22 protein-coding genes are annotated in these 26,761 nt (G+C 36.9%); 10 read left to right on the forward strand and 12 right to left on the reverse strand.

The window, feature by feature from the left end; genetic code table 11:
• Window positions 1-13: 13 nt before the first annotated feature.
• Both AC07UM_RS07935 and AC07UM_RS07940 read right to left on the reverse strand, forming a co-directional pair.
• Window positions 14-1,966, reverse strand: a complete 1,953-nt coding sequence (locus AC07UM_RS07935; RefSeq protein WP_494681974.1) for a M4 family metallopeptidase — start codon at window positions 1,964-1,966, stop codon at window positions 14-16.
• Window positions 1,967-2,329: 363 nt separating this feature from the next.
• On the reverse strand, window positions 2,330-3,550 hold the full coding sequence (locus tag AC07UM_RS07940; protein ID WP_494681975.1) for a type IX secretion system plug protein: 1,221 nt from the start codon (window positions 3,548-3,550) through the stop codon (window positions 2,330-2,332).
• Between the two features lie 60 nt (window positions 3,551-3,610).
• Here AC07UM_RS07940 and AC07UM_RS07945 point away from each other — a divergent pair, with 60 nt between their 5' ends.
• A complete protein-coding gene (locus AC07UM_RS07945; protein ID WP_494681976.1) occupies window positions 3,611-4,249 on the forward strand; it encodes an MBL fold metallo-hydrolase in 639 nt (212 codons plus the stop codon).
• A gap of 377 nt (window positions 4,250-4,626) precedes the next feature.
• Here the strand turns inward: AC07UM_RS07945 and AC07UM_RS07950 are convergent, their stop codons facing one another.
• The 3 genes from AC07UM_RS07950 to AC07UM_RS07960 are packed head-to-tail and all read right to left on the reverse strand — an operon-like array spanning window position 4,627 to window position 9,792.
• Window positions 4,627-7,056: a TonB-dependent receptor gene (locus tag AC07UM_RS07950; RefSeq protein ID WP_494681977.1), complete on the reverse strand. Its 2,430-nt coding sequence runs from the start codon at window positions 7,054-7,056 to the stop codon at window positions 4,627-4,629.
• Between the two features lie 22 nt (window positions 7,057-7,078).
• Window positions 7,079-8,560 carry a trehalase family glycosidase gene (locus tag AC07UM_RS07955; RefSeq protein WP_494681978.1) on the reverse strand — a complete coding sequence of 494 codons (1,482 nt, stop codon included), beginning with the start codon at window positions 8,558-8,560 and terminating at the stop codon, window positions 7,079-7,081.
• A gap of 2 nt (window positions 8,561-8,562) precedes the next feature.
• On the reverse strand, window positions 8,563-9,792 hold the full coding sequence (locus tag AC07UM_RS07960) for an MFS transporter (protein WP_494681979.1): 1,230 nt from the start codon (window positions 9,790-9,792) through the stop codon (window positions 8,563-8,565).
• A gap of 123 nt (window positions 9,793-9,915) precedes the next feature.
• On the opposite strand from AC07UM_RS07960, the gene AC07UM_RS07965 reads away from it, so the two are divergent.
• Window positions 9,916-10,821 (forward strand): AraC family transcriptional regulator, encoded by a 906-nt coding sequence (locus tag AC07UM_RS07965; protein WP_494681980.1) that lies wholly within the window; start codon window positions 9,916-9,918, stop codon window positions 10,819-10,821.
• A gap of 115 nt (window positions 10,822-10,936) precedes the next feature.
• On the opposite strand, the gene AC07UM_RS07970 is transcribed toward AC07UM_RS07965, so the two are convergent.
• Window positions 10,937-11,491, reverse strand: a complete 555-nt coding sequence (locus tag AC07UM_RS07970; protein ID WP_236853105.1) for a thioredoxin family protein — start codon at window positions 11,489-11,491, stop codon at window positions 10,937-10,939.
• A 329-nt stretch (window positions 11,492-11,820) separates the two neighbouring features.
• On the opposite strand from AC07UM_RS07970, the gene AC07UM_RS07975 reads away from it, so the two are divergent.
• The 4 genes from AC07UM_RS07975 to AC07UM_RS07990 all read left to right on the forward strand — a co-directional run bounded on the left by AC07UM_RS07975 (window position 11,821) and on the right by AC07UM_RS07990 (window position 18,751).
• Window positions 11,821-12,417, forward strand: a complete 597-nt coding sequence (locus AC07UM_RS07975; RefSeq protein ID WP_103235497.1) for a TetR/AcrR family transcriptional regulator — start codon at window positions 11,821-11,823, stop codon at window positions 12,415-12,417.
• Window positions 12,418-12,780: 363 nt separating this feature from the next.
• Complete coding sequence (locus AC07UM_RS07980; RefSeq protein ID WP_494681981.1) at window positions 12,781-13,941, forward strand: efflux RND transporter periplasmic adaptor subunit; 1,161 nt, start codon at window positions 12,781-12,783, stop codon at window positions 13,939-13,941.
• Window positions 13,942-13,981: 40 nt separating this feature from the next.
• Complete coding sequence (locus tag AC07UM_RS07985) at window positions 13,982-17,164, forward strand: efflux RND transporter permease subunit (protein WP_494681982.1); 3,183 nt, start codon at window positions 13,982-13,984, stop codon at window positions 17,162-17,164.
• Window positions 17,165-17,338: 174 nt separating this feature from the next.
• Window positions 17,339-18,751 carry an efflux transporter outer membrane subunit gene (locus tag AC07UM_RS07990; RefSeq protein ID WP_494681983.1) on the forward strand — a complete coding sequence of 471 codons (1,413 nt, stop codon included), beginning with the start codon at window positions 17,339-17,341 and terminating at the stop codon, window positions 18,749-18,751.
• Window positions 18,752-18,910: 159 nt separating this feature from the next.
• Here the strand turns inward: AC07UM_RS07990 and miaA are convergent, their stop codons facing one another.
• A complete protein-coding gene (miaA, locus tag AC07UM_RS07995; protein ID WP_494681984.1) occupies window positions 18,911-19,831 on the reverse strand; it encodes a tRNA (adenosine(37)-N6)-dimethylallyltransferase MiaA in 921 nt (306 codons plus the stop codon).
• Window positions 19,832-20,127: 296 nt separating this feature from the next.
• On the opposite strand from miaA, the gene AC07UM_RS08000 reads away from it, so the two are divergent.
• The 3 genes from AC07UM_RS08000 to nadA all read left to right on the forward strand — a co-directional run bounded on the left by AC07UM_RS08000 (window position 20,128) and on the right by nadA (window position 22,754).
• Window positions 20,128-20,985 carry a YicC family protein gene (locus tag AC07UM_RS08000; protein WP_124535108.1) on the forward strand — a complete coding sequence of 286 codons (858 nt, stop codon included), beginning with the start codon at window positions 20,128-20,130 and terminating at the stop codon, window positions 20,983-20,985.
• A gap of 81 nt (window positions 20,986-21,066) precedes the next feature.
• Complete coding sequence (gmk, locus tag AC07UM_RS08005) at window positions 21,067-21,630, forward strand: guanylate kinase (protein WP_494681985.1); 564 nt, start codon at window positions 21,067-21,069, stop codon at window positions 21,628-21,630.
• A gap of 104 nt (window positions 21,631-21,734) precedes the next feature.
• Window positions 21,735-22,754, forward strand: coding sequence for a quinolinate synthase NadA (gene nadA / locus AC07UM_RS08010; RefSeq protein WP_103233140.1), 1,020 nt, complete (start codon window positions 21,735-21,737; stop codon window positions 22,752-22,754).
• Window positions 22,755-22,788: 34 nt separating this feature from the next.
• Here nadA and AC07UM_RS08015 read toward each other — a convergent pair whose 3' ends face one another.
• The 5 genes from AC07UM_RS08015 to AC07UM_RS08035 all read right to left on the reverse strand — a co-directional run bounded on the left by AC07UM_RS08015 (window position 22,789) and on the right by AC07UM_RS08035 (window position 23,972).
• Window positions 22,789-22,998, reverse strand: coding sequence for a bacteriocin-like protein (locus AC07UM_RS08015; RefSeq protein ID WP_410494261.1), 210 nt, complete (start codon window positions 22,996-22,998; stop codon window positions 22,789-22,791).
• 18 nt (window positions 22,999-23,016) lie between these two features.
• Complete coding sequence (locus AC07UM_RS08020) at window positions 23,017-23,226, reverse strand: bacteriocin-like protein (RefSeq protein WP_494681986.1); 210 nt, start codon at window positions 23,224-23,226, stop codon at window positions 23,017-23,019.
• A 65-nt stretch (window positions 23,227-23,291) separates the two neighbouring features.
• On the reverse strand, window positions 23,292-23,489 hold the full coding sequence (locus AC07UM_RS08025; RefSeq protein WP_494681987.1) for a hypothetical protein: 198 nt from the start codon (window positions 23,487-23,489) through the stop codon (window positions 23,292-23,294).
• A 62-nt stretch (window positions 23,490-23,551) separates the two neighbouring features.
• Window positions 23,552-23,722, reverse strand: coding sequence for a bacteriocin-like protein (locus tag AC07UM_RS08030; RefSeq protein WP_185147209.1), 171 nt, complete (start codon window positions 23,720-23,722; stop codon window positions 23,552-23,554).
• 58 nt (window positions 23,723-23,780) lie between these two features.
• Window positions 23,781-23,972, reverse strand: a complete 192-nt coding sequence (locus AC07UM_RS08035; protein WP_494681988.1) for a bacteriocin-like protein — start codon at window positions 23,970-23,972, stop codon at window positions 23,781-23,783.
• A gap of 335 nt (window positions 23,973-24,307) precedes the next feature.
• On the opposite strand from AC07UM_RS08035, the gene thrA reads away from it, so the two are divergent.
• Entirely contained in the window at window positions 24,308-26,755 is a 2,448-nt protein-coding gene (gene thrA / locus AC07UM_RS08040) for a bifunctional aspartate kinase/homoserine dehydrogenase I (RefSeq protein WP_494681989.1), read from the forward strand.
• Window positions 26,756-26,761: the final 6 nt, after the last annotated feature.

Below are 26,761 nucleotides of genomic sequence, written 5' to 3' on the forward strand. Positions count from 1 at the left end.
ATTAAGATTTGGTTTACTTTTTAATCAGATTTCCTGCTTTTTCTCCATTTACCATTACAATATATACTCCCGGAAGGATATTGGAAGGAAGTTGGATATTCAGTTTATTGATCCCATCAATAATCTCTACTTTTTCAGAAATTTCTTTCTTCCCTGTAAGGCTTATCAATTCTACAATTCCTCTTCCAGCTTTTCCTTCAAAATTTATGGTGAATCTATCTGTCGCAGGATTTGGGCTTATAGTATACAATGGAGTTTCTACCGCAGTCACTTTTCCTGCCGGAGAAGTTCCGCCACCTACCCCTACTGCATTCCATGCATTGGTAGTCTGAATAACTTCATTGCCACCTGCACCATAAAGATCTGCAGCTGCCTGAAGAGAATAGGTTCTTGCATTGGCATAAGTAGAAGAAGAAGTAAGATAAGTAGTCAATGTTCTGTAAGCTATAGCTGCTGCCTTATCTAATCCGATCCCGGAAACATTATACGCAAAGCCTTTATCATTGGTTCCTGATCCTCCGGTTACCAATAGATAGTACCAGAAGTTAAGCACTCCCGAATTGGTATGAACTCCGCAATAATCATTAGCCTGGCTTGGGCTGGCACACCCTGAAGTTGTGGTAGCTTTCCAATACGTTCCCAAATAAGTATCAGGCTGGCTGTACGCATTAGGATTTGCCATATTTCTGATCACATAATTGAAGTCTTCTCCCAATGTCCAGCTTGCCTGCGTGGGTCTTGCCCAGCGTTCAATTGTATTTCCAAAAATGTCTGAGAATCCCTCATTTAAGGCTCCAGATTCTCTCTGATAAGCAAGATTGGCTGTTTTAGAAGTCATTCCATGGGTAATTTCATGACCGCAGACATCAATGGCTGTTAATGGTTTTCCTCCGTTTGTAGAAGAGCTTCCGTCTCCGTAAGTCATTCTGGAACCATCCCAAAATGCATTAAAATAATTGGTCGAATAATGAACATACGATTTAATAGCAAAATTATTGTTATCAATACTTTTACGTCCGAATTTTGTATAAAAATAATCTACCGTCATTTCTGCTCCCCAATGTGCATCGGTAGCATATTGATCTTTATTCGTATTGACATTATTCCAGTTATTATCTGTGTCTGTAAAGTCTACTGCAGAAGCGTAGCTGGTTCCTTTTTTCAAGTTATAGGTTTCCACAGCAGTTCCTGCATTTCTTCCCGTTTCTCTTAATCTATAGCTTCCATTGTAAGAATCTGCAGTTATATTTCGGGTTCCGCTATATCCTGTAACAGCAGTTCCCGGAGTATTTACCTCATGAATAATGGCATCTACACCCAATACTTTTCCATTTTTAGCATCTACAAAAATATATTGTCTGCTTAATGGCTTCTCAGCATAGATATCAAATTTATAAGCTAATCTTACATGATTTAATCTTTCATCGTCCGGATCTGAATAATAAACTAATTCACCTTTAGGAGCAAAGCTTGCGTTTGGATCACCCGTTTCTTTTTTAAGAAAGTCTTCTTCTTCCTTATTTTTCCATTTATAGGATTCTGCACCTACAAATGATAAAGCACTCTGTAATGCTCCGCTTTCGGAAAGGCTGGCTTTTTTGTCAATTGCTTTTGAAACATCCAGAATCCACTTTCCTGTTTCTCCTACAATTTTACCATCTTTGGTCTGTACGGCCATCATTCCATATTCTACGGGAATATCGTTGATGGTCTGCTGAAATCTATGCGTTTCAAATCCCAACGCATCCTTTTCAAATCCCAGCTTACGCGCTTCTCCCTGTAAAAGTCTCTGAGAAGTTTCATCAAATAAAACAGGACTTCCCTGAAAAGCAGGTGCGCTTTTTTCGAATCGCATAAATTCTGCATGTAATCCGCTTTTACCCGGAACTAATTTTGAGGGGGTGTTTTGTCCAAAAACAAAAGAGCATGCTGCAATGCTTGCAGCTAAGATAAATTTCGTTTTCATAATAATATTGATTGGTTGTAAAAACGAATGTATAAATTTTTCACAACAAAATGATATATATGATGCGATAAATTCAATTGATATTATGAATCAATAAACAAAACACAATGATGATTTTAAAACAAAGAATACTATTTAATAATATTTTTAAAATAAAAAAGATTTTATATTAATATATTTAACAAAAATCAAAGTTTTGTGAATTATTATTTTTTCATTATGTTGTGCATTATAATACGTAAAACAATAAAGACACTAAAATCTGACAAGATATAAGTCTCCAAGATCAATAAAAAAGGACCACCTCAAGAGATAGTCCCATTTTATAAATGTATTTTTTAAATAATAATTGATATCAAATCATTATCGCTTATTCGCAATTGGAGTTCTGAATTCTCCATAGCCCATAAGCCCATCATAGTTTCTTCCGAAAGGGGCATAATAAAGAAATGCCTGATACAGGTTTTCTGTCTGCCAGAAATTACCATTCACCTCTCCGAAATTCAATGGACCGTTTCCTTCTTTTGTTACCAAAACATAATTATAAAAACCTTGTTTCAGAAATATTTTAGCCACATATTGTTTAGTGGCGGCATCGTACTGCATCTGATTTTCTTTGCCTGGCTTAAAATTATTAAACCCACCCAAAACATAAATCTCTTTATCTACAGGATCCGACTCCAGATAGAAGTGTACCCATGAATAATCCCCTTCTCTATCGGCATCTCTTTCTCTTCCCAAATCATTTCTTCGGTAATACCATGCTCCGTTGACATCCGGCTGATATTGATAATTTAAAGGAAAAGCCCATACAGGATGAAGATAGGTCTGGTTGACATCATCTCTTATTTCAGTTGAACGTACCATATCGGCTGCCATGTTCATATTTTTATTATCGAAATAATAAAACTCATTGTCTCCGGGAAAAGTAAGGTTCATCTGCTGAAAAAGCACCTGATTTCCTAAAACGGTGCTTGGCTTCTGATTGGAAATCACCATATTCGGGTTGTTATTCTGCATCACATTCATAGTGATTGAATTGACATTAGAAGAAATATCTCCTCCTTTTGGAGAAACATTTACCTCTACCCTTTGGTTGATATTAGGATTCTTTGCATCTGCAATTCTGGAAATATTTAAAGCCAGAGCCGTCATATCTTCTACCAGATAAAATCTTTTTTTGAAAAGAGGCTGATCTGCGGAATCTTTGTAAACAATCAGTTCATAATTCCCTGAAACCTTTAGCTGGATTTTATCGTTCGGAAAAACCAGTTTATAATGGGTATAAGCCTGCAGCGTGTTAAAAGAATACTGAAACTGATCCAGAAGCGCATTCATACTTCCGGTAGCAAATTCTGTAAAAAACAGATTATCTTCATTCCAGTTTCTGTCATAATGTTTGAATGTATATCTGTAAATCTGACTGCCGTTTGTAAGATCATCAAAACCAAGAACCAATTGTTCTCCAATTTTAATTACCGGGGTCTCATCATTGGTCTGAGGATTAAACAACTGAACACTTTGGATGTTTTGTCCAAAGACCAGTCCGCCTAAAGAAAGTAAGAGTATTCGCAAAGTTTTCATTAAGACGAAGATAGCCATTTCCTTAATAATATTGTATTTTTGAATAAAAAATATTCAGATATGCTTCAGATTCAAGGTTTCGTATTCAACTTTGCGAGCGAAAATACTTACATCATCTATAACGAAAATAAAAATGCCTGGCTGATTGATCCGGGAAATATGAGCGGACAGGAAACTCAGGCTATTGATCAATTCATCACTGAAAATGGACTGAACATTCAGAAAATCCTTCTTACCCATGCTCATATCGATCATGTATTCGGGCTTCAATGGGCTTTTGATACATTCAAAGTTCCTGTGAATATGCATCAGGAAGATCAGGAAGTACTGGATATGCTTCAGGCGAGCGGCATAAGATTCGGAATGCAGATAGATCCTGTAAAAGTGGAGGTAGAATATATCAAGGAAGGTGATGAACTGGATTTAGACGGTGAAAAATTTACAATCTATCATGTTCCGGGACATTCTCCTGGAAGTGTGGTTTATCATAATGAAAACCAAAAGTTCATGATTTCCGGGGATGTGCTTTTTGAAGGCAGCATCGGAAGAACAGATCTCTATAAAGGAAATTATGATCAGCTGATTGAAGGAATTAAATCTAAACTTTTTATTTTAGATAATGATACCCAGGTTTTCTCAGGACATGGAAATCCTACCTCTATTGGTTTTGAAAAACAGTATAATCCGTTTTTAAAGTAAAAGAGTCGGAGGGTTTGAGAGTCATATAAATGTTTTGAATCAACCTCAGATCTGACACTTTATATAAATAATCATTCTTGTTCGATAAAATTTAAACATAATTAACAGGTCGCTCCTCTGGATCTATAATTTTAAAACAAATACTTTCTATTAACAGTTAGCTCTCCTTGGAGCTGGATTTAATCCCATCGGGATCTACTGTTAGTAGAAAAAAAAATAAAGTCCCCATAAAATAAAGCTTCGGAGGAACGACCTGCTAATTCATACCGTAAATATTGATATTTTTAATGTATTTATACTTTTTATCGGGCAGTAATAATAAAAAATACAAAACCATCAGAAATTCTGATGGTTTTGTTGTTATAAAGAAATAGAATTTAGAAATCTAAAGTAATTGATGCTCTGGCAGCAGCTCCCATAATAGGTCTTGCCATGATTGTTCCATCTCCGTTTGGTGATCCTGCTCTTGGATCTCCTTCTGTGATCCCAATGGTATTAAAGATATTGGTTCCATCCACGGCAAAGCGTATTTTACCTAATTGATAAGACATTCCTGCACCAAATTCCGTGAAAGCAGGTAACGTCTGTACATTTTTCTCATCCTGGAAACGTTTTCCATAATAATTCATACTTGCATAGGCTCTCCATGCTTTTGTAATATTGACTGCCGGTGAAATATTAAAGAAAAATTTCGGCATTCTTCGTACTACATTTCCTTCAAGAAGACTTCCGGCTTCAAGATTTTTATATTTAGGGCTTTGAACTGTTCCGTTGAATGAAATCTCTAAAATATTATTGAACAGACGGGCATACCCTTCAAATTCAACTCCGTAGTTTTGTGTATTGGCAAATGTATTTTCAGACTTTCCATTAGAGAAAATATCTGTGAAAGAAAGATTCTTCAATGTAGAATAGAACGGAATCACTGCGATATCAAAAGTACGCGAGTAATATTTGTATCCAACTTCCAACTGATTGGTTGTTACAGATTTCAACGGCTTATCAGGAGCTGGGTTGGAGAAATAATTGTAGTACGCTTCTTCATTTGGAGATCTGAAACCGTTAGAAAAACGGGCATATACGGCATTTTCTCTGTTGATTTTATAATTAGCCGCTACGGTAAAAGACACTTTATCGATGTTATAATTCCAATACGTGTATTTATTTCCCAATACGCTCATGTTATCATCAGCAGTTGTCGTGTTGAAGCCGTGAGTTCCATCAGTTGTTAATCCTGAATTATTTAAATTGGCAGTCGTTGTATTGGCAAAATTTCCTTTATAATAATCGTGGCTGTAACGAAGACCTCCATTTACACTTAAAGCATCGGTGATATTATAATCAAGATTTACATAAAGATCATTCAAGCTTCCCTGAGTTTGTGTATCTCTCTGTAGAAAAGTCATGCTGGTAACTCCGTTATACGTTTTTGAATATCCGGTATCCAAAGGCGTAAGAGAAGTATCTACAAGGTTTAGCAATTCAGGTCTGTCTGTTGCAGTCGTCAGAATATTGCTCCAGTTCCAGTACTGGTGAGACTTCCAGTTCGATTTATAAAAACCAGCTGTAACGTTTCCTTTATCAAATTTATAATTGAACTGTAAATCATTTACAAAATTATTCATCTGTTTGTCAATAGCCCAGAATCCAAGTTCCTGTACAAATTGTGGATTAACAATTCCGCCGTTACTTACCATTGAATATTGATAATTACTTCCGGTAATTCCACTGCGTTTCGCAAAATCTGCTGCTGTATATGGAGCTCCGGCAGGGAAAATCCCAGTGTAATTCATATTGATATTGGTATATCTAGTTTTATTTAAAACACTGAAATTGTTTCCAAGATCATATTTAAACTCAGCCCCCAATACATCTACTTTTGGATGAATTCCGTCTTCAAGATTTCTTTTGAAAAACCCGCCTCCGGCTTGTGGAATATTTAACTGACTGATTGATCGGTAGCTATATGTTCCATAGTTAGGATTAAAACCTGGGAATCCTTTCAGGTCATCTCCATTTTGAACCAAAGGAATCGGAAGGAAGAACGTATTTCTGTCGTCCAATTTTTTATAATATACTTTTACGTAGCCTTTATCAAAGACATATTTCAGATTCATTCTGATCTGACCTCCGTCATTAGCTTTGAAGCCAGTCTTTCTGATTCCGCTGTCTGTTCTGTAAAAGCCTCCGATATTGAAGAATAATTTATCCTGAACCAAAGCACCGCCTACATTAAGGTCTGTACGCATCAATCCATAGGTACTTGTTTCCACTTTTGCCGTTCCTCTGAAATCATTGGTTCCTTCTCTGGTAATAAAGTTGATAAGTCCTCCCGGAGAATTGGTAGCAAAAATAGATCCTGAGCCTCCTCTCAAAGCTTCCAGACGGCTTACCGAATTATCCACACGGAAAAAGTTATCAGCATTAGCAAACTGTAATGCTCCATCTTCAAAAACAGGAAGACCATCTTCCTGTACCTGTACAAATTCATAGGCACCTGCAGAAGGGATCCCCCTTGCAAAAAGGTTGTTCCCTACTTCACCTCCTGAAGTTTCCACAGCAAATCCAGGAACTCTCTGTAGTAACGCAGCGGCACTGATCGGGTTCTGTTTCTGAATTTCTTTAGCACTAAATGTAGAAATTGCCGTACTGGATTCTATTTTTTTCTTTGGATTTGAGTTTCCTGTAATGACAATCTGATCGATAGAAGAAACTTTTGCAGAATCCTGCGGAGTTTCCTGGGCATAAGCATTATTAAAATATAACGTAGCTGTTGCGGCGATTAAAAAGATCGATTTTTTTTTCATAGCCTTATTTTTATTGTTAGTTTCAGTTTTGTTGTAATTGTAAATACACTCCATTGGTCCAACCGAATCCGTCCTGATTAGGGTATTCCCCGCCGCCTGCTATTGTTTCTGTGTCTAATGCATTGTATTTTTCCATCAGTTTTCCCGTGTTTTTGTAGACCCTTTCTACATTGGAACACCAGTTCTTTTTAATTTTTTCTGCCAGTTCATCAAAGCCGTAATTTTTCATTGCTTTAAAGCCCAGCCATTGATAAGGAGCCCATGCATTGGGAAGATCCCACTGCTGACCTGAGTTTTTAGTGGTTGTCACCAAGCCTCCCTGATAAAGGAACTTTTCAGCAATAGCCTTAGCAACTGCCGCCGCCTGCTCCTGATCGGCAATTCCAAGGAATAAAGGGTAAAGAGCAGCAATATGTTCAGACGGTGTTTTTGTGTTTTTTTTAGTGTGATAATCTTTATAATTGTTAGTATTTCCATCCCAGAAATATTTATTGATCATCTGTCTTCGGCTTGCTGCTCTTTCTGAAAAATAATTGTTTTTTTCACTCAGATTTTGAAGTGCTGAAGATTTTGCCAAAGTCTTTTCCAAATGCCATAAAAGACAGTTCAGATCAACCTGTGCAAGATTCAGCGTTTCTATCGTCTGTATATGTTCTCCGTCTGCAAACCATCTGCTGGAAAAATCCCAGCCTGACTCACAGCCGCTTCTTATGTTTCTGTAAAATTCATCTCCTGCAGCTTTTTCGTGATCTTCAATATCGATCAGATAACTTTCAGGACGTGGTGCATTCTCTGCATCATAGTAACGGTTCAGGATATCTCCATCCTGTGTTCTGACCACTCTTTTTACACTTGAATTGTTCTCAAGCGACTCTTCGCCATTCATCCAGAAAGCATATTCTCTCTCCAGAGTTTCGTGGTATTGTATATAAATTCCTTCATCGCCTTTGGTTTCAAAAAGAAGATCCAGCATCAGCGAAAAATAAGGAGGCTGCGATCTGCTCAGGAAATGAGTTCTGCTCGCATTCGGGACGAAACCTACATTTTGGATCAGGTAAGAGCAGTTTTCAACAATGTTTTCCATCATTTCTACTCTTCCGGAAGCTTTTAATCCCAACATAATAAAATAGCTGTCCCAATAAAAAAACTCATTAAAACGACCTCCCGGAACGATATAAGGTTTCGGCAATTTTAAAAGTGTTCCTTTTTCTTCATAAGCGGTACGCGTCAGTTCATCCCATAACTTTTCAATATGTTCCCCGATGGGAAGCTGCTTGTCTCTGTGAACAGAAACTCTTGCTCCCAAAAAGTCAAAATGGGTCATCACAAATTCTTTCAGATCAAAATCTTCCGTATTTTTTAATTTTTCATAATCCTCATTGATCTTCGCAATTGGAAACAGGGGAACTGCATCTGTCATCATTTTCTGATCTTCAAAAATTTCAGACCTCTGTACCTCATCAAACAGACTTTGAATTTCGTTTATATAAAGCTGATTACTCATTGTTATTTTTTAGGATTAATTTTTAATTTATTCATGAAAATGGCAGACGTGATCAGTAATGAAAGCGGAATCAGAGAAAGATAAAATGCCTGCTGCCCGCTGAACTCCTGAAACACAAACCCCGTAATTATAGAACCTATAGTCCCTCCGATTGCTGAGAAAACGACAATCAATCCTGACATAGCGCTGTGTAGATATTTGGGAATCGAAGCAAGAATTACAGAATTAATGCTTGGATAGATGGGTGCCAGCAAGCCTCCCATCAAAGGAAATAAATACACGGCCAAAGGCGCATTCATCCAGGTTGTATTTGTATCAATATGAATATTATGAGTCAAGGGTAAAACCAATAGTAAACTAATGGCAAAACCTACCACACAAAAAGAAACTACATAGATCCAGCTGAATTTTTTAGAGAAAAATCCGGACAAAAATCTTCCCAAGGCAAAAGCTCCTGCCAAAACTGCTCCTGCCTGAATGCTCATGGATGTTGGCATTTTTAAAATCTCCTTATAAAAAGTAGGAGTCCAGGTTTGGAAACTTTGTTCTACCAATACAAAAAGAAAAGCACACAATAAAAAGCACAATACTTTTTTATAACTGAATAAGCTTACACTATTTCTCAGGTCTCCCAACAGGTCTGTTTTCTCACTTTTAGCTTCCTGCTCATTCAGCTTTGAAAAGAACAGAAATAGAAAAGATAAGGTTGAAAGTCCTCCCAGAACCCAATATACATTCAGCCATTCTGTAGATTTCGGATTATGATCATCAATATATAGACTGAATAAAAGATTTCCTGCCAATACTCCGATCATAAAAAAACCTTCCAGAAATCCCATAAAACTGGAATGTTCCTTGTCAGTTTCTGTAACCAGTCCTATAGAGGTAAAAACTGAGATTTTTATCAATGCAAAGGAAACTCCTACAATAGCAAATAATAATTTGAATACCCAGAACTCATTCGTAAAAGGCATTACAAAACACATACAGCTTACCAGAAATAAGGCTGTCAGCATGGAGTTTTTAATCCCTATTTTCGGAAGAAATGATGCGAGAATGAAAGAACATATAGCAATCGGAAGATCTTTGAAACCTTCCAGAATGCTGGCCGAAGATTTTGAAATCCCAAAATTCTGCTGTACCTGCAGGATCACTGTTCCCACAGAATTCAGAAGAATTGCGAAGACAAAATAGTTTAAAAATAAAACGGCCTTGATGTTAAGATTTTTCATTCAGGGTATTTCTTGTCGGCTAAGATAGAAGCATTTCTGTTAACGATAATTTAACACAGTAAACAAATATTTGAACTATATTAATATAATTAGTATTTTTAGTAAATAAATATGATTAATTAAATGAAAGTTACTTTTGAAAGAGTGATCCCCAATGAGAAGAGCTCATTCCGTACGATTCATAATAACTCTCCTATTTCAGAATTCAAGTGGGAATATCATTATCATCCGGAAATTGAGCTGGTCTGTGTCATTTCCGGGAGCGGAACCCGTCACGTAGGCTACCATAAAAGTAATTATACGAATGGAGACCTGGTTTTAATTGGGTCCAATATTCCCCACTCCGGATTTGGGCTCAACTCTATTGATCCGCATGAGGAGATTGTCCTTCAGTTCAAAGAAGAAATTCTTCAGTTTCCCCAACAGGAAGTGGAAGCCAGCTCTATCAAAAATCTGTTGGAGCTTTCAAAATATGGGATTCATTTTCATCATAAAGTAAAAAAAGTAATGCTTCCCAAATTGAAACTGATATTGGAATCGGAAGGCTATAAAAGATATTTGCTGCTGCTGGAAATTCTTTTTGAACTTTCAAAATGTCAGGATTATGATCTCTTAAATAACGAAATCATGCCTTATACCATTATTTCAAAAAATAAAACCCGTCTGGAAAACATTTTCACTTATGTAGAGCATCATTATGATAAGGAAATTGACATTGAAGAGGTAGCGAAATTAGCCAATCTCACTTTACCGGCTTTCTGTAATTTCTTTAAAAAAGCGACCCAGATTACTTTCACAGAGTTTGTAAACCGATATAGGATCAATAAGGCATGTCTGCTGATGGTACAGGACAGGTCTATTTCAGAATGCAGCTATCAATGCGGTTTCAATAATGTGACGTACTTCAACAGGATGTTTAAAAAATATACCGGGAAAACACCTTCAGAGTTTATAAAGAATCACTCCCACAATAAAGTCAATGTGGATTTGAAGGTTGAGAAAGAAATTAAAACCAAAGTGAGTTTTTAATAGTGTGTTTTAAGCTTCAAAAAAGTTCTAAAATAAAAAAGCCACTCTAAAAAGAGCAGCTTTGTATTATAATGAGAAAGAATCAGCCGCTAAATAATTAGCAACTGATCATTACTTATTTCCATTTAATATTGCATCCCATGCTAGGTCTTTGAATCTCTTCCTGAGCTTCCCCAGCCAAAAGATTTTCAAATGCAATAATAAGGTCTTCACCTGTTACATCTTTATTATTTCCAGGTCTTGAATCATCCATCTGACCTCTGTATACAAGATCAAGTTTATCATCAAAGAAATAAAAGTCCGGTGTACATGCAGCCTCGTAAGCTCTAGCTACCGCCTGGCTTTCATCGAATAAATAAGGGAAGTCAAATCCTCTTTCAATCTGAAATTCGATCATTTTTTCCGGAGAATCTGCCGGATATTTTTCAATATTATTGGAATTGATAGCGATAAATTCAATTCCTCGCTCGTTATAATCTTCATACAATTCGTTGATCTTATCGATCACGTGAAGAACAAACGGGCAATGGTTGCACATAAAGATTACCAATGTTCCTTTTTCTCCTTTCAGCTCTTCCAAAGACTGAAGTTCATTCGTTTTTGATGGGTTAGGAAGTTCAAAAAACGGAGCTTTTGTTCCTAATGCCAGCATATTTGAGGGAGTATTCATATCCTTTTTTCTTTAGTGGCAAAGATAGATATTTCTTTTTATTAATAAACCGGGTTCTGAATAAGACATTTTTATTTTAATAGGGTAAGGGAATCCGAGAAAGAAGAAGTAAGGGATTAAGCTTTCAAAAATAGTTATAGTCAAATTCTATTACTCTCTTTATTCCAAAACATTTATATCCAGAAGTAGCTTCCTTAGACTCTTTCTATTAATTACAGCTAATTGATTTACACCTTATATATACTTTCTTCAAAGTTAAATTCATAATATCCTTTGGAAGTTATGTTAAAAAGTTTGTAGTTTTGCTAACGCTGTTAGTAAAGAATATAATGGGCCTACATGAACGTCGTCAAAGAGAAAAAGAATCTATCCGTGCAAATATTTTGCAGGCTGCTTTTACTTTGGCTAAAACTGAAGGCTGGGGTTCGCTTTCTATGCGTAAGATAGCAGATGCTATTGAGTATAGTGCTCCCGTAGTATATGACTATTTTGAAAATAAAGAAGCCATTTTATTTGAAATTTCTTTAGATGGCTTTCATAAGTTGCATATAGAATTATTAAAAGCTCAGCAGAAGCACAGTACTCCGGAAGAGCAGCTTGTTGCTATTGTGGATGCTTACTGGAGCTTTGCTTTTAAAAATAAGGAATATTACCAGCTTATGTTTGGTCTTGGTATGCAATGCTGCGGAAAAGGCCAAATGAAAAAAGAATTCTCATCATTCCAGGAGCTTATCTATGAATGTACTCATGAGATTATTATGAAAAACGGATCAAATCCCGACAATGCCTGCCATATGTCTCATGCTCTGTTTTCTGCCGTTCACGGGATGATCTCAATTATGATGATGCGTACTGCTGATATCCCTTCAACGATGAACAAAACGTCTTTGGACGAAACTGTTTCGGCTTTCATTAAGTCATTATAAATTTTTTTTGAATTAAGAATTAACACCGTTAGGAAACTTAACACTGAATTAATTAAAACATTTAATTAAGTCTAATTAAAAACTAAAATAATTTATGTAAAATCTTACAATTTCGATAATTAAAGATAAGCATTTTTATCATACCAATTAACACTGTTAGTAAAATTAACACGAATACACCTCATTCTTATCATATATAAATCAACATTAAAAATTTTCAATTATGGAAACTATCGACCCAATTGCACATTAAAAATTCTGTAATTTTTTTTGAACTAATTATTAACACTGTTAGGAAAAAATACAGCATTTATCAAAACACATTACTTACCTCTAACACTTCATTAAAAAATTAAACCAACAATGAAATTACCTGGAAAAACAAGGTTTATTGTACTTATTGCAAGTATAATTCTTTTACAGAGCTGCACCAAAGCCGCAGAAGGAACCAATGCCGCACCTCCAGCTCCAGAACTTCCGGTTTATACCGTTATTACATCACCCGCTACTACATATCAGGAATTCCCAACCGCTTTGGAAGGGAAAAACAACGTAGAAATCAGATCTCAGGTAGACGGATATCTGGATAGAATCTATGTAGAAGAAGGATCTTACGTAAGAGCAGGACAACCGTTATTTAAAATAGATTCAAGAAGCTACGGCGAGCAAATGAATATGGCTCAGGCTAATCTTCAGGTTGCCAATGCCAATATCCAAAAAGCAAGAGTAGAAGTAGACAGACTTCAGCCACTGGTTGCTGCAAAAGTAGTTTCTGATGTACAGCTTAAAACAGCGAAAGCCAATTATGAAGCCGCTGTTGCCGCTGCCTCACAAGCCAAAGCCTCTGTAGGAAGCGCCAGAATCAATGTAGGATTTACAACCATTACAGCTCCTGTAAGCGGTTATATCGGAAGAATCCCTTACAAAAAGGGAAGTCTTATCTCAAGAACAGATGTAAATCCGTTGACATTATTATCTGATATCAGTGAAATTTATGCGTATTTCTCTTTAAGTGAACTGGACTTTATTGCTTTCCAAAATAAATACCCGGGAGCAAGTCTTGAAGAGAAACTGAAAAATATGCCAATGGTAGATCTTGTCATTGCAGATAATAGTACATATCCTGAAAAAGGAAGATTGAGTATTGTAGACGGACAGTTTGACAAAACTACCGGAGCCATTAGTGTACGTGCTATTTTCCCTAATACAAACGGAGCTTTAAGAACAGGAAATACAGGAAGAGTACGCATGCCACAACTGATCTCGAATGCCGTAGTGATCCCACAGGAATCCACTTTCGAAATTCAGGATAAAACGTATGTATATGTAATGGGCAAAGATCAGAAGGTAACCGGAAGACCGATCAAAATATCAGGAAAAACGGATAGCTATTATTTTATTTCTGAAGGGCTTACACCTGGAGAAAAAATAGTATTCACAGGAATTGGAAGCTTAAAAGATGGCGCATCCATCAGGCCTAAAAATATTTCTTCTGACAGCTTATTAAAAGCGAAACCATTATAGTCCATTCCGAATACAGAAGACTTAAAAAAATAAACTTCTTATGTTAAAACAATTTATAGAAAGACCGGTCCTTTCAACGGTCATCTCCATAATACTCTTATTATTGGGAGCCTTGTCTCTCTTTAATTTACCGATTGCCCTCTTTCCGGATATCGCTCCACCGAGTGTTCAGGTAACGGCTTTCTATCCTGGAGCTAATGCTGAGGTGGTAGCACGTTCTGTGGCCACACCTATTGAAGAAGCCGTGAACGGGGTTGAGAATATGACCTATATGACTTCCAACTCCAGTAATGACGGTACCATGACACTTAGTGTGTACTTCAAGCAGGGAGCCGATGCGGATAATGCTGCTGTAAACGTACAGAACCGTGTATCAAAAGCTATGAGCCAGCTGCCTCAGGAAGTGGTACAAGCCGGGATTTCGACCCAAAAGGTTCAGAACAGTATGATCATGTTCATGGGATTGACCAGTGAAAATGAAAAACAATATGATGAATTATTCCTTCAAAATTATCTGAAGATCAATGTTATTCCACAGATACAGCGTATCCCCGGAGTGGCTCAGGCTCAGGTATTCGGAACAAGGGATTACTCCATGAGAATCTGGCTGAAACCGGACCGTTTGGCTTCTAACAATCTTTCTCCTCAGGAAGTTCTGGGAGCCATTAAAGATCACAACCTTGAAGCAGCTCCTGGCCGCCTTGGACAAGGAAGTAAGGAAACTTACGAATATATCCTTAAATACAAAGGAAAACTGAATAAGAATGAAGACTATGAAAATATCGCTATCAAAGCGAACAGTGATGGTTCTTTCTTACGATTAAAAGATGTAGCACGAGTAGAGTTTGGGTCTTATACCTATACTGCAACCAACAGAGTAGACGGAAAACCGGTTGCCGGATTTGCGATCTTACAGACTGCGGGTTCCAATGCCAATGAAATCCTGACTGAAATTGAAAATCAGGTGAAGGTAATGGAAACGACCTTACCAAAAGGAGTAAAGCCCATTATCATGTATAATTCTAAAGACTTCCTGGATGCTTCTATCCATCAGGTTGTAGAAACACTTGTTATTGCTTTCATATTGGTATTTATTGTAGTATATATCTTCCTTCAGGATTTCAGATCTACATTGATCCCGGCTATTGCCGTACCGGTAGCGATTATCGGAACATTCTTCTTCCTGCAGTTATTTGGTTTCAGTATCAACATGCTTACCCTATTTGCATTGGTGCTCGCCATTGGTATTGTAGTGGATGATGCCATTGTAGTGGTGGAAGCCGTCCATTCTAAAATGGAACAGACAGGAATGCCAGTAGAGCAAGCTACCATGAATTCAATGAGTGAAATTTCAGGAGCTATTATTTCCATTACATTGGTAATGTGTGCCGTGTTTATTCCGGTTGGTTTCATGCAGGGACCTGCAGGGGTATTCTACAGACAGTTTGCATTTACATTGGCCATTGCAATTTTAATCTCAGCAGTAAATGCATTGACATTGAGCCCTGCATTATGTGCCATGTTCTTAAATGATCCTCAGGGAGAACATGGTGAGCACGGTCATAAAAAAGGTTTTGGAGCAAGATTTTTCAATGCTTTCAATGCCAGCTTCAACAGCATGACCAGAAAATATATCTATAGCCTTAAATTTTTAATTAAAAATAAATGGGTGGCTATAGGAGGCCTTGTTGTCATTACAGCAGCCAGTGTATTTCTGATCAAAAAGGCACCGTCAGGATTTATTCCTACTGAAGACCAGGGATTCGTATTGTATGCAGTGAATACTCCTCCGGGAAGTTCATTGGAAAGAACACACAGAGCTACAGCACAAATTGATAAGATTATCAATGGTGAAAAAGCAACCAACCACCTTTGGGTAGCGGATGGGATGAACTTCATCAGTAATGCCAACGCTTCTCCATATTCCGCAGGTTTCATTAAGCTTAAAGATTATGACAAGCGTGGTGAGATGAAAGATCCTGACCAGATTGCAGCAATGCTTACAGGAAAGGTTAGCCAGGTAAAAGATGCCAATGCATTCTTCTTCAACTTCCCTACTGTACAAGGTTTCGGTAACGTTTCCGGATTTGAATTCATGCTTCAGGATAAGACGAATGGCTCTTTTGAACAATTGGGAACAACCACTCAACAGTTCATTGGAGAATTGATGAAAAGACCTGAAATTGCTTTCGCCTTTACCACTTATGCAGCAGGAAACCCTCAGTACACCATTGATGTGGATACTGATAAAGCCAACCAGCTGGGTGTTTCTGTAACAGAGCTGATGCAGACGATGCAGATTTATTTCGGAAGTAGCTTTGTATCAGATTTTAACAGATTCGGGAAATATTACAGAGTAATGGCCCAGGCAGATATTCCTTACCGTACGGATGTCAATTCACTGGAAGGAATTTATGTGAAAAATAAATCAGGAGAAATGGTTCCTGCAAAAACACTCGTAACATTAAAAAGATCTTTCGGTCCTGAAACGGTAACAAGAAATAACCTCTTCAATGCAGTAACCATCAACGGAACTCCAAAACCTGGATACAGTACCGGTGACGCCATCAAAGCTGTAGAAGAAGTTGCTCAACAATCATTACCAAGAGGGTATGGATATGAGTGGACAGGGATTACCCGTGAAGAGATTAAGACAAGTGGACAAACTTCATTTATCTTCTTCCTAAGTATCTTATTTGTTTACTTCTTATTAGCCGCACAATATGAAAGTTATATTCTTCCGTTTGCCGTTATTCTTACCATTCCTACAGGGATTTTCGGAGTATTCGCCTTCACAGGATTAGCAGGAATAGATAACAACATTTACGTACAGGTAGGATTGATCATGCTGGTCGGGTTATTGGCTAAAAATGCCATTCTGATTGTAGAGTTTGCCGTACAGAGAAGAAAAGCAGGTAAAACCTTGATAGAATCTGCACTTCAGGCATCAAGATTACGTTTGAGACCGATCTTAATGACCTCTTTTGCTTTCATCGTGGGAATGCTTCCATTGGTATGGACACAGGGTGCTTCTTCAAAAGGTAACCACTCTATCGGCTATAGTACCGTAGGAGGAATGCTTACAGGAGTAATATTCGGGATTTTCATTATTCCGGTAATGTATGTCGTGTTCCAGTATCTGCATGAAAAAATGCCAAGCAGAAAAAAGAAAAGACTTCTGAAAAAACAAATGGAGGAAGAACTTTTAGCTGCTAGCCACTAATAAAAAAATGAATGACAAAAACTTAGAGAAAATTTTAAGACTACAAAAGATTAACGAGTCTCTTATCTGTTCTTAATGGTTTAAAAAAGCTAACTATTTTCTCCTACTAAAGACAATTTTTTGCATCAACAGAAACCTCTCTAAGTTTTGTATTCAATTAAAAGTTTAAAAACTATGAAAAGAGTAAAAAATATTATTCTAACATTTGCGCTGGCTATAGGCTCTGTTTCGTGTGTGTCCAAACTGGCATACACAGAACCCGAGCTTCCTCTTCCGGAAAAGTTCCAGTACACCGCAACTGCAGACACCGCCAGTATAGCCAATCTGGAGTGGAAACAGTTTTTCAGCGATCCTATTTTACAGGGATTGATTGAAAAAGGAATTAAAAATAATTATGACCTTCAGATTGCCCTAAAGCAGGTAGCTGCTTCACAGGAAAAACTGAAACAGGCAAAATATATGCAATATCCGGACGTTGGTTTCGGGGTGAGCGGACAGATTTCAAAACCTTCGAAAAACAGCATGAATGGACAAAGCTTAAATTTATTTTTAGGACAAAGCCATGTTGAAGATTACAATGCAGCCTTCAACCTTTCATGGGAAGCTGACATTTGGGGGAAAATCAAAAACCAGCAGGAAGTTTCAAGAATGCAGTATCTTCAAACCTATGAAGGTTCAAAAGCTGTTCAGACTCAGGTGGTAGCCGCTATTGCACAGGGATATTACAACCTGTTGATGCTTGACAGACAATTGGCTATTGCAAAATCCAATCTTGAATTGAGTAGCAATACCCTAATGATTACACAAAAAATGTGGGAAAGTGGTGACAACACTTCTTTAGGGGTTCAGCAGGCAGCTGCACAGAAACAGGCAACTGAACTTCTGATTGCTCAACTTGAACAGAATATCGCCATTCAGGAAAATGCATTGAGCATTTTGGTAGGAGAACTTCCCAATAAAGTAAACAGAACAATTGAAATGTCCGATACTTCATTACCTCAAAATATTACTGCAGGGCTTCCGGCAGCTATGGTAAGCCGTAGACCGGATGTACGCCAGCAGGAGTTGGTTTTATTAGAATCCAATGCTATGGTAGGAGTCGCGCAGGCCAATATGTACCCCGCATTGAAGATCACGGCTAACGGTGGGGTAAATTCATTCAAAATTGATAACTGGTTTCAGATTCCGGCCTCATTGTTCGGATCAGTTTTAGGAGGAATTACTCAGCCTATTTTTCAGAAAAGACAATTGAAAACGGATCTTGCAGTAGCCAAAATTCAGAGAGAGAAAAATGTTCTGGCTTTCCGTCAATCAGTATTGAATGCGGTAGGAGAAATTTCTGATGCTTTGGTTTCCAATGAAAATTTAAAAGTTCAGGAACAAAAAGCAACAGAACAAACGACTACATTGAAAGATGGAATTAAAAGTGCACAGCTTCTTTACAAAGGAGGTTCAGCCAATTACCTGGAAGTGATTACAGCACAGGGGAATTCCCTACAGGCAGAGTTGAATCTTGCTTCCATTAAAAGACAGAGATTAAGCAGCATTGTAGATCTATACAGAGCGCTAGGCGGCGGTTGGAAGTAGTAAATTAAATTATATTTGTTGAAGTGCGGTTCTTTTTAGGACCGCATTTTTTATGCTATAAGACTGCATTGTCATTCTGAATGGAACAAAGTGGAGTGAAGAATCTTAGAACAATTGATAAGATTCTTCCTTCGTCAGAATGACAAACGGACGCTTAATTTATTTCTGAAATTGCTCCGCAATCCATTGAAGCAAGTCTTCGAAATCATTTTCAGAATATCCCAACTGTAAATAATGAATATCATCTGCCTTTCTATACCACGTCAACTGACGTTTTGCATATCTGCGGCTGTTTTTCTTAATTTCTGAAACCGCGAAATCGAGATCCCATTCTCCATCAAAATATTTAAACAATTCAGCATATCCTACCGTATTCAAAGCCGTCAGACTTTTAAATTGTTCAAGTCCCTTCACCTCATCAAGCAGTCCATTTTCCATCATAATATCCACTCTTCGGTTGATTCTGTCATACAGTTCTTCCCTTGGAGCTTCTATTCCGATTCTGATTACATTAAAATCTCTGCCATTTTGGGAAACAGCAATATGTTCAGAATATTTTTTATCCGTTTGCCAGATGATATCTATTGCACGCAAAAGCCTTCGGTGATTGTGAATATCTACTACATTAAAATATTCGGGATCGAGTTCTTGCAAAATTTCCTGAAGTTTTTCAATACCCTCCTGCTCCATAATGGATTGAAGCTTCTCCTGATTTTCAGTATTGGCTTCCGGCAGATCATGCAACCCTTCTATCACAGCTTTTTCATACATCATACTTCCGCCGACAAGAATAACGGTGTCATGAGTTTTAAAAAGTTCATTCAGTGTTTGAAGGGCGTCTTCTTCGTATTGACCAATAGAATAATATTCTTCGACTGAAAGATTTCCGATAAAATGATGAGGTGCTCCAGCCAATTCCTCTTCAGAAGGTGCAGCCGTTCCTATTTTCATTTCCTTAAAAAACTGGCGGGAATCACAGGAAATAATTTCCGTATTGAAATGCTGAGCCAAATCAATAGCCAATCTTGTTTTACCAATTCCGGTGGGTCCTACTACAGAAATCAAATTTTTCTTTTTCACAGCGCTAATTTACGAAAATGAGTTTATTTGAATTTTTATTATGCAAAAGAAAGCTGCTGTTATTTTGAACCATTAAGAATATTTAAGTTGTTAAGTTTAATTAAGAAAAAAATCCAATAGATTTTTCTTAAGCATTATGCTAAAAGCAAAGCTCATCTTAATATTCTTAACGTCTTCATTAAAATCTTCATGGTTCAAAATAAATTCAACATTGAATAATCAGATAGTCTATGTTGAATTTTCATGGTATTATAGTATAGACTTAAATGTTTATCTTTGTAGAACAATAAAAAACTATGATTTTATCAATGACCGGATTCGGTAGAGCCGAAGATGTTTTTGAAGGAAAAAAAATTACAATAGATATTAAATCACTGAACAGCAAGAGCTTTGATTTAAATATCAAAATTCCTTTACGTTATAAAGAAAAAGAATTTGAAATCAGAAAAATTCTTAATGATAGAATTATCCGTGGAAAAGTAGACTGCTATGTCAATATTGAGAATCTTGAAGAGTCTAATGATGTAAAAATTAACAAAAGCTTAATTGACTCTTACATCAACGAACTTAAAAACATTGCTTCAGACGGACCCAATTTCGAATATCTTAAAATGGCGGTAAGACTTCCTGATGCCATCACATCAAGACCTGATGAATTGACGGAAGGCGAATGGGAATCTTTGGCAAAAATTGTCAACAATGCCGTAGACAAATTCGAAGAATTCAGAAGGACTGAAGGCAGCATATTACACGAAGAATTAAACAGGAATATTCAGAATATTGATAAATATCTTGGAGCAGTAATTCCTTTTGAAGAAGAAAGAATTGTCAGTGTGAAAGAACGTTATCAGAAATCTTTAAAAGAGTTTGAAAATGTTGATGAAACACGTTTTTACCAGGAAATGGCCTATTTCACTGAAAAGCTTGATATCTCTGAAGAAAAGGTAAGACTTACCCAGCACTTAAAATATTATAAAGAAGTAATGGATAATGAATCTTTCAATGGGAAAAAGCTAGGCTTTATTTCTCAGGAAATCGGAAGGGAGATCAATACCTTAGGTTCTAAAGCCAATCATTCGGAAATCCAGAAGCTGGTCGTAATGATGAAGGATGACCTGGAAAAAATTAAAGAACAAACATTAAACGTATTGTAGGTACGAGGTATGAGAGGTAGGGTTATCATTTTAAAAAAATGGAACCCCGAACACCAACCCCGGAACCCGAAATTGTAAAAAATGGATAAAGTAATTATATTTTCAGCACCATCAGGGAGCGGAAAAACTACATTGGTAAAGCATTCTCTGGAAACATTTTCTGAACTTGAATTTTCGATCTCATGTACCACAAGGCAGCCCAGAGGAAGTGAAGTTCACACAGTAGATTATCATTTTCTGACACCCGAAGAGTTCAGACAGAAAATTTCTGAAGAGGCTTTTGTAGAATATGAAGAAGTATATACTGATAAATATTATGGTACTTTAAAATCTGAAGTAGAAAAAATCTGGAATCAGGGAAAAGTTGTTATTTTTGATGTAGATGTAAAAGGAGGAATTTCTTTAAAAAAATATTTTGGAGAAAAAGCGCTGTCTATTTTTATAGAACCGCCTTCCATTGAAGAGTTGGAACGAAGATTGATTTCAAGAAACACAGATGATGCAGAAACCATCAAAACCCGTGTGGCAAAGGCAGAAGAAGAAATGACCTACGCCAGCGAATTTGACAAGATCGTGATTAATGAAGATCTTGATGCAGCTAAAGAAGAAATAGAAAGTTTAATAAAAAGTTTTATCAGTAATTAATGGCTGGAAGATAGAAGCAGGAGGATGGGAGTAAAATACTACCCTCAAACTCTAACTTCTACTTTCTAACCTCTAACTTCTGATAATAAAAAATTGAGGTTGATATGAGTACCGAAACATTAGAAAAAGCTAAATCTGCAATTCCTGTCAGAGGATTTTTGGATATAAAAGATATTGCCATCCCTCAGGGAGAAGAACTGGTAAAAGCCATTCTTAAACTTAAAGAGGAAAAAAATGCTGTCATTCTTGCCCATTATTACCAACCGGGGGAGATTCAGGATATTGCTGATTTCCTGGGTGATTCTTTACAGCTGGCAAGGCAGGCAAAAGAAACGAACGCTGACATGATTGTATTCTGTGGAGTACACTTCATGGCGGAAGCTGCAAAAATTTTGAACCCAACTAAAAAAGTAGTTCTTCCTGATACCATGGCCGGATGCTCTCTTGCAGACGGTTGTTCCGGAGAAGGATTAAGAAAAATGCGCGAACAGCACCCGAACGCTTTAATTGCCACTTACATCAACTGTAATGCAGAAACTAAAGCAGAAAGTGATATTATCGTAACAAGTTCAAATGCTGAAACAGTGATTGAAGCACTTCCGAAAGACAGACCTATTATTTTCGCACCGGATAAAAACCTGGGAAGATATTTATCTAAGAAAACGGGACGTGATATGATTCTTTGGGATGGAAGCTGTATTGTACACGAAGCTTTTTCAATGGAAAGAATTGCTCAACAGCTGGCTGACAATCCGGATTCAAAAATGATTGCTCATCCTGAAAGTGAAGAAGCCGTATTGAAACTTGCTCACTTTATTGGTTCCACATCTGCGTTATTAGATTATGTAGAAAAAGATGACTGTCAGAAGTTTATCATCGCCACAGAAGAAGGAATTCTGCACGAAATGAGAAAACGTGCTCCTCACAAGGAATTGATCCCTGCCTTGGTTTTTGATGAAAGCTGTAACTGTTCGGAATGTTTCTATATGAAACGTAATACAATGGAAAAATTGTATTTATGTATGAAATATGAGCTTCCGGAAATTCTTATCGAAGAAGAATTAAGATTAAAAGCATTGAAACCGATTGAGGCTATGCTTGATCTTTCAAAAAGCATAAAATAATTGAAAAGCACTGTTTTCACAGTGCTTTTTTATTTTAGTCAGCAGTAATCGCAACAAAGCAATCTACACTTACCATCACACACATTCTGCAGTTTTCTGACAGATGCCAATAGGCCTCACACGAAGGATCACTGGATGAACCCGGCCCAAAAACAAGATGGGTAGGACAGCCATCACAACGAGAAACGCCAGCGCCTTTCACTTGTTCTAAATTCCTTCTGTTCAATTTTTTTAAGTTTTTCATAAAAATCTAAATTATTTTTTAAGAAACTCCTCCATCAACACATTCTATACTTACTAAGACACACATCTTACAATAGTCAGGCAGTCCCTGATAAGCTGCACACGAATATTGAAATCCCGGGCCATCTCCAAATGTAGCATGCTGCGGGCACCCTGCACATCTTGACGGACCTGCTGCTCCATGTAATTTTTCAAGTTCTTTTCTGTTTAATTTCTTTAAATTTTTCATAGTAATTTTAATTAAATTCTGATTTTGATATTTTTTACAAAAAATTGATACTCTTTAGTATCTTTCTAACCTTCAAGAACTGGACAGCTATCCGGAATGGATGGATCATAAGGAAAAAGATAAAGACAAACTTTACGTCCTCTAAAATCCGTACATACTGCACAACCTCTTGGTCCGCAATCGAGATCTACAGCGCAGGTATCTCCTCCGCCTCCAATAATAACTCTTAAGCTTTCTCTGTTTAGTTTTTTTGAATTTCTCATGGTCGTTAAATTTTTAAATTAAGTTTTGATTTTTTCCATTGGATAGTACAAGCAGACAATCCTTACAGCATTGGTGCATAACAGGTTCCTCCCGGTTTCAGCCAGCATCCCCATTTTCCTCCTCCGCGGAAACATACAAATTGTTCTCCTCCACATGCTTCAATCTGAATATCAGTGAAGCCACCCTTGATACTTTTTTTATCCTCTCTTGATAATTTTTTGATTGTTTTCATATTGTAATAATTTTAGTATTTGGTAATAAAAGAACAACACACATTTTGTCATTAAAAATTAATAAGGACCGAAGCATTCAAAGCTCACCAGCACTCTTCCTTTACAACATTCGGGTAATGCATTATAATCATCACATGATCTAGACTCACCTGGTCCGTAAGGTCCGGCAGGACAGTTTGCATTACAAGAACCTATTCCACCTCTGACAAATTTTAAATCATTTCGATTGATTTTCTTTAAATTTTTCATGCTTATTTAGTTATTGGTTTAGATTATAAATGTAACATTTTTAATCAATTACAACAAATATATCTCTAAAAAAGGAAATATATTTTATGATGTTAATAAATTGGCTGTTCCAAAATAATTTGTACATTTGTTCTGTAACAATGAGTTTATTAAGAAACATATCTGATATTTCTGCCCTGAAATTACCTATTTCAGGCGGATTTTCTGTTTCTACATTCACAACTACAACAACTACCCCATAACGGGGTAAATTTTCACATATTATTTCCGGTACCTGTACTCTTTTTTTTTAAAGAGACAACATTTCCTTTTACCCAACTTCAAAAAAATAATTGATGAAAATTTTAAAATTCGGCGGAACATCAGTCGCCCATTCTCAGAATATATTACTGGTAGAAAATATCATAAAAAGTGAATCTTCAAAAAGCAAGGTTGTTGTAATCGTATCAGCCCTTCATGGTGTTACCGACCAGCTGATCAAAGCAGCAGAAAATGCTTCCATTAAAGATGAAAGTTACCTACAGATTGTTCAGAATCTTGAAGAAAAACATATTAACCTGGTTAAAGAACTGTTCTCAATTGCAGAACAAAGTTCTTGGCTAAGCTTTGTTAAAAAGCATTTCAACGATATCGAAGATCTTTACAATGGAATTTTTGTTCTTGGTGAACTTACGGACAGAATCAAAGATAAAGTTGCCTCCTATGGAGAATTTCTATCTTCAAAAATTATAGCAGCAAGGCTTCAGCACAAGGGATTAGATTGTGTTTGGATGAACGCTGCAGACCTGATCAAAACAGACAGCAATTTTACCAATGCAAAAGTAAATTTTGAATGCACAGAAAGTAATATTGTCAAGTTTCTGAATGAAAATCAGAATCGTATCATCGTAGGACCGGGTTTCATAGCCCGCGACGAAAAAAATAATGCAACAACATTAGGAAGAGGCGGTTCCGATTATTCTGCTTCCATTATAGCAGCGTCTATTGATGCAGAAGAACTTCAGATCTGGACAGATGTAAGCGGAATGATGACCGCTGATCCACGTCTTGCTTCCAATGCTAAACCTATTGCGGAAATAACTTATCATGAAGCGATGGAACTTTCTCATTTCGGGGCAAAGGTACTTTACCCCCCTTCCATTCAGCCTGTTATGATTAAGAATATAGACCTGATCATCAAAAACACTTTTGATCCTGACGCTCCAGGAACTTTAATTTCTCCCTTGCTGAAATCATCCGATCATGAAAAACAGATTGCGGTAGGTATTTCCAATATGAACAGTATTGCTCTACTCACATTGGAAGGCAGCGGAATGGTAGGAATTCCGGGGATTTCGGCCAAACTTTTTCAGTGTTTAAGTCATGAAAAAATTAATGTGATCCTCATTACACAAGGATCTTCAGAACACTCTATCACCATTGCTATTGATGAAAAAGAAGTATTACGCGCTGAAAATGCAATTAATTCTTCCTTTGCTGATGATATTAATCTGAAAAGAGTATATCCTGTAAAAATTGAAACCAGCCTTTCCATTGTAGCGCTGGTAGGAGAAAGTATGAAAAGCAAAAGTGGTGTAAGTGCAAAAATGTTTGGATGTCTGGGGAATAACGGAATCAATATAAGAGCAATTGCACAGGGATCTTCAGAGAGAAATATCAGTATTGTCATTTCTCAGAAAGACAGCAAAAAAGCAGTGAATGTCCTTCATGAAGAGTTTTTTGAGTCTGAAATTAAACAAATCCATGTCTATATCTGCGGAACTGGAAATGTAGGATCAAAACTGATCCAGCAGATTTATGACCAGAATACTTTTTTAAAAGAAAACTTTTTGATCAATCTGAGAATTGCAGGGATTTCCAACAGCCGTCATATGCTATTTTCGGATAATGGAATATCTTATGAAAAATACCTTACATGGAATGAACAGGGCGAAAAAGCCTCTCCAACGAAATTTGCTGAGGAAATAATACGAAGAAATCTCAGAAACTCAGTTTTCGTTGATGTGACTGCAAGTTCTGACCTACCGGAAATCTATGAAAACCTGTTAAAAAGAAGTGTTAATATCGTGGCTTGTAATAAAATTGCAGCCTCTTCAGATATAAAAAAATATAAATCTTTAAAAAATGCAGCAAGGAACCACAATTGCAATTTTTATTTTGAAACTAATGTAGGAGCCGGACTTCCGGTAATAGGAACCATCAACGATCTTATCAAAAGCGGAGATAAAATCCAATCTATCCAGGCTGTTCTAAGTGGAACATTGAATTTTGTCTTTAATGAGTATGATGGCAGCAGAACATTCTCTGAAGTAGTAGCTCAGGCTCAGAAAGAAGGATATACAGAACCGGATCCAAGACTTGATCTTTCGGGAACTGATGTAGCAAGAAAAATTTTAATCCTTGCAAGAGAAGCCGGATATCCGCTTCAGTTTGAAGAGATTGAAAATATAGGTTTTCTGCCAGAAGAATGTATGCAGGGAAGCGTTGCCGACTTTTATGAAAAGCTTACAGTATATGAAGATCATTTTAAAAACTTATTGAATCATGCTAAAAATGAAGGCAAAATATTAAAATATGTCGCAGAGTTTGAAGATGGAAAAGCAAAAGTAGGTTTACAGCATATCGCTCCGGGTAGTGATCTGTTTCATCTTTATGGCAAGGACAATATCGTCATTTTTAAAACGCTCAGATATTCCGAACAGCCTTTGGTGGTAAAAGGAGCCGGAGCCGGGGCTGACGTAACAGCAAGTGGAGTTTTTGCAGATATTATTCGTTCTATTTAAAAATAC

The sequence above is a fragment of the Chryseobacterium sp. GW821-FHT04C04 genome, assembly GCF_059420365.1.